This is a genomic window from Streptomyces sp. DH12 (genome assembly GCF_020873895.1).
In the GTDB taxonomy this organism is placed as follows: Bacteria; Actinomycetota; Actinomycetes; order Streptomycetales; family Streptomycetaceae; genus Streptomyces.
The window spans coordinates 1-840 of record NZ_JAHWGT010000183.1 but is presented as its reverse complement, the minus strand read 5'-3'; the positions used below and the strand labels follow the sequence as shown (position 1 = coordinate 840).

The 840-nt window shown below is 74.5% G+C and carries 1 protein-coding gene; it reads left to right on the top strand.

The features are described from left to right. Window positions 1-840: cation diffusion facilitator family transporter (locus LPA54_RS33375; protein WP_228984469.1), on the top strand; the 840-nt coding region annotated here is incomplete at both ends.

The window sequence follows — 840 nt, the reverse complement described above, 5'->3', positions numbered from 1 at the left end:
GTCCTGGGTGTCACCACCGTCGTCCAGGCCGTGATCGTCGCCCTGTCCGGTTCGGTGGCTCTGCTCGGCGACACCGTCCACAACGCCGCCGACGCCCTGACCGCCGTCCCGCTGGGCATCGCCTTCCTCCTCGGCCGGCGCGCGGCCGACCGCCGCTACACCTACGGCTACGGCCGGGTCGAGGACCTGGCGGGCGTCCTCATCGTCGCCACCATCGCCGCCTCCGCCGTCCTGGCCGCCTGGACAGCCGTCGACCGCCTCCTCCACCCCCGCGACATCACGCATCTGTGGGCCGTGTCCGGCGCCGCGCTGGCCGGCTTCGCCGGCAACGAATGGGTGGCCCGCTACCGCATCCGCACCGGCCGCCGCATCGGCTCCGCGGCCCTGGTCGCCGACGGCCTGCACGCCCGCACCGACTTCACCTCCCTGGCGGTCCTCCTGGGCGCGGGCGGCACCGCACTCGGCTGGCGCGCCGCCGACCCGGTCGTCGGGCTGCTCATCACCCTCGCCATCCTGATGGTCCTCAAGGACGCCGCCCGCGAGGTGTACCGGCGCCTGATGGACTCCGTCGACCCGGAACTCGTCGCCACGGCCCACGCCACCCTGCGCGGCGTCGACGGCGTCCTCGGCACCGGGCAGGTACGGATGCGGTGGATCGGCCACGTCCTGCGCGCCGAGGCGGACATCGTCGTTGACGCGCGGCTCACCGTGGTCGAGGCACACCGCATCGCCGTCGCCGCCGAACACGCCCTCATCCACGCCCTCCCCCGCTTGACGGCCGCCACGGTCCACACGGACCACACGGCGGTCGAGGACGACCCCCACGCCACCCTCCACCAC